The following is a 3,390-nucleotide window of genomic DNA, read 5'->3' on the forward strand; positions in this document are numbered from 1 at the left end:
GTTTTATGCCTGCCCCTTTTTACAGAATTACATAAACATAAATGAGAATAAGGAAAAATGCGGTGATTACCGCGGTTGGGGGTTATGTTCCGGACACTATTTTAAGTAACCATGACCTTGAAAAGATGGTAGATACCAATAACGAATGGATTGTTGCCAGGACCGGGATAAAGGAGAGAAGAATAGTAAATGATCCAAATATTGCTACATCCGACATGGCTACTTATGCCTTGAATAGATTGATGGAAGAAGGAAATGTAGATCCAGATGAAATTGATTGTGTAATTGTCTCTACTTCAACACCAGATTACGTAATGGTATCAACCGGGAGTATGGTTTGTGAAAAGGCAGGTTTAAAAAATGCATGGGGTATTGATACTAACGCAGCTTGTAGTGGTTTTTTATATGCACTAACACTAGGGGCAAGTATGATAGAAAGTGGTCGTTGTAAAAAAGTAGTTGTTATTGGTGCTGATAAAAATAGTTCGATAATAAACTATGCCGATCGTAACACCTGTATTCTTTTTGGAGATGGTGCCGGAGCCGTTTTATTAGAGCAAACTGAAGAACCTGTAGGTTTAATGGATAGCTATTTTAGAACTGATGGTAGTGGAAAGGAAAATCTGATTGTTACCGCAGGAGGATCTAAATTCCCTGCATCTCAGCAAACACTTGATGATAAGTTACATTACGTGCGTCAGGATGGTCGTGTTGTATTTAAAGCGGCAATTCAGGGTATGACAGATACTTGTAACAAGGTTCTAAAATCCAACGATCTTGAGAGTTCACAGATCAATTATCTTATCCCTCATCAGGCTAATTTGAGAATTATTCAGTCTGTTGGTGATTATCTTGGATTATCTGAAGATCAGGTAAAGGTTAATATAGATAGATACGGTAACACAACCGCTGCAACTATTCCTTTGTGTTTATGGGACTTTAAAGATGATTTCAAGTATGGCGACAAGTTGATGTTAACTGCATTTGGTGCTGGTTTTTCATGGGGCGCTACTTATTTGAAATGGGGTAACCTAAGAAATAAACAATCAATTTAATGACATTAGAAGATAAAATTACGGCTTCGGAGACTAGAATTTTCAAAGCCGTTTTTCCAAATACAACCAATCATTACGATACATTATTTGGTGGTACTGCTATGCATATGATGGATGAGGTAGCTTTTATTACTGCTACCCGTTTTAGCAGACAAATTATGGTAACAGTAAGTAKTGACAGGATAGATTTTAAGAAACCAATTCCTGCAGGCACAATTGTGGAACTGGTGGGCAGGGTAAGTCATATCGGGAATACGAGCCTTAAAGTTAGTGTTGAGATTTTTATTGAACAGATGTATTCTGAACATAGAGAAAGAGCAGTAACCGGGGAGTTTTCGTTTGTAGCTATCGACGAGAATAAAAAACCAACGTCAATATTAAAGTAGGTAAATGAATCGTCATTTATGATGCTTACATTTGTCGCGTAATGCTATTAAAACCCATAACCATATTACTTTTGTTTAGTTTGCTTAGTGCAAATTGTTCGAATCTATTTGTGTTTATGGGTTTTGAAGTAAATCAGAAATATATTGCTGCTGAACTCTGTGAAAATAGAGACAAACCTCAAATGCATTGTAATGGTAAGTGCTATTTAATGAAAAAATTAAAACAGGCACAAGACAAAGAGCAAAAGCAAGAGAGACAATCGCAGAAAACACAAATCCAAGACGCGTTAATTGTAAAGCCTCTGGTTTTTAAGCAGTATTCATTAGCGGAAATCAAATTCCATATTCCTTTTTCTACTGGGATACCGCAAAGTATTAAAAATTCTATATTTCATCCGCCACAAGGAAAGGGTTAAATCAACCATTCTCTTCAAAGACCGGAATAAATGCGCTGAAGGAGTGCAATGATTCCGAGGTCTTTTCTGAGAAGGTAAATTTATAGACAAATAGTTCAGGTATGTGTGCTATTGGGAGGTCTTTAGGGTAGTTATGAATTTTAATATTTAAAAATGAAGAAAATAATTTTTGTCGCTTTTATAGCGCTAATAGCTGCTGCATGTACGCAGCAAAAGGACGGTAAAACAGATTACAAAGCTGTTCGTGATGAAGTAATGAAGTTCCATGATGTGGTAATGGGCGATCACAGTGCACTTGTGAATAACCAGATGAAACTGGATACTTTGTTGAAGAACCTTAGTGGGTTAAAAATTAAGTTTCCTGATGTTGATACGGTAAAGGAAAAACAAGCCATGTTGGCTATGGTAAATGATTTAAGTAAAGCTGAAGATCAGATGAATGATTGGATGCACAAATTTGAGCCTGATGTAACTGGCAAATCAAATGAAGCAGCAGTTAAGTATTTTAAAGATGAGCGGAAGAAAATTGAGATTATTGACAGCTTGTATAAGCAGGAAATTAAATTGTCTGATGATTACCTGAGTAAATTTAAGAAGTAATGAAGAGTTTGCTTTTTGGGGCCTTAATGATAGTCCTTTTTGTTTCAGGCTGTAAGACTGAAACGAAGCGATTACCTTTTTTACAAATGGAAATTTCTGAAAAGGTGGTTGATGGAAAAACAATTGCTGATACAGCGTTTCGAACTATACCATCATTCAAGTTATTGAATCAGGATAGTGTTGTTGTAACTCAAAAGGATTTTGATGGAACAATTTATGTTGCCGATTTCTTTTTCACCTCTTGCCCTACAATCTGTCCAATTATGCATCGTAATTTGCTTAAGATTTACAAGAAATATGAAGCAAATCCAGAAGTAAAACTTGCTTCTCATACTATCGATGTAAAGTATGATACTCCTTCCAGGATGAAAGCATATGCTGATAAGCTCGGAGTTAAGGGAACACAGTGGGAATATTTATGGGGATCGAGAGACGAAATCTATACCCTTGCTGAACGCAATTATCTGGCCGCTGCTCAAGAAGATAAATCGGCCCCTGGTGGTTTTGTTCATGGCGGATATTTAACACTTGTAGACAAAGAGAAACGTATAAGAGGTGTTTACGACGGAACTGATGATGCCGATGTAAAGAAACTAATGGGAGATATGGATATCTTATTGGCCGAATATAAAAAGTAGCCTATTTTTTAAGGCTATTTTATTTGATTAAGGCTGGCTATATGCTGGCCTTAACTGAATTATATGATTTATAGGATAATTTAGTGGAATATATTGACATTTTTTTATCTTTATGTCATGATGATTTGCTCATTAAAATAAATATTTTTGCTTTCTCTAAACTAATCTCTAACTCTTATGGTAAAGGTAGAACTAGAAAATGATTTAATTGAGTTTAAAGCCCGTCTTGAGTTTAGGCAAGAAGAAATTTTAAAGCTAGTTCACGAAATCAACTTGCTTCATATCAGTGAGGCCG

Annotated in this window: 5 protein-coding genes; all 5 read left to right on the plus strand. The window is 35.9% G+C overall.

Annotation, left to right across the window (positions count from 1 at the left end; all coding sequences use genetic code 11):
- Positions 1-41: 41 nt before the first annotated feature.
- The 5 genes from AC1DG9_RS25255 (at position 42) to AC1DG9_RS25275 (ending at position 3,095) form a co-directional block, all read left to right on the plus strand.
- On the plus strand, positions 42-1,055 hold the full coding sequence (locus tag AC1DG9_RS25255) for a beta-ketoacyl-ACP synthase III (RefSeq protein WP_048906078.1): 1,014 nt from the start codon (positions 42-44) through the stop codon (positions 1,053-1,055).
- The gene (locus AC1DG9_RS25260) at positions 1,055-1,441 is read left to right on the plus strand and encodes an acyl-CoA thioesterase (protein WP_477635484.1); all 387 of its coding nucleotides are present in this window, start codon (positions 1,055-1,057) and stop codon (positions 1,439-1,441) included. The genes AC1DG9_RS25255 and AC1DG9_RS25260 overlap by 1 nt, the downstream gene beginning before the upstream one ends.
- Before the next feature lie 116 nt (positions 1,442-1,557).
- Entirely contained in the window at positions 1,558-1,857 is a 300-nt protein-coding gene (locus AC1DG9_RS25265) for a hypothetical protein (RefSeq protein ID WP_288882812.1), read from the plus strand.
- A 153-nt stretch (positions 1,858-2,010) separates the two neighbouring features.
- On the plus strand, positions 2,011-2,457 hold the full coding sequence (locus tag AC1DG9_RS25270) for a hypothetical protein (protein WP_172660371.1): 447 nt from the start codon (positions 2,011-2,013) through the stop codon (positions 2,455-2,457).
- A gap of 86 nt (positions 2,458-2,543) precedes the next feature.
- Positions 2,544-3,095 (plus strand): SCO family protein, encoded by a 552-nt coding sequence (locus tag AC1DG9_RS25275; protein WP_317171667.1) that lies wholly within the window; start codon positions 2,544-2,546, stop codon positions 3,093-3,095.
- Positions 3,096-3,390: the final 295 nt, after the last annotated feature.

Source organism: Pedobacter sp. 05L430 (assembly GCF_056397585.1).

Excerpts from the sequence above, each read along its gene's own strand:
- AC1DG9_RS25255 (WP_048906078.1), top strand. The coding sequence starts at position 42 with ATGAGAATAAGGAAAAATGCGGTGATTACCGCGGTTGGGGGTTATGTT.
- AC1DG9_RS25275 (WP_317171667.1), top strand. The coding sequence starts at position 2,544 with ATGGAAATTTCTGAAAAGGTGGTTGATGGAAAAACAATTGCTGATACA.
- AC1DG9_RS25265 (WP_288882812.1), top strand. The coding sequence starts at position 1,558 with ATGGGTTTTGAAGTAAATCAGAAATATATTGCTGCTGAACTCTGTGAA.
- AC1DG9_RS25270 (WP_172660371.1), top strand. The coding sequence starts at position 2,011 with ATGAAGAAAATAATTTTTGTCGCTTTTATAGCGCTAATAGCTGCTGCA.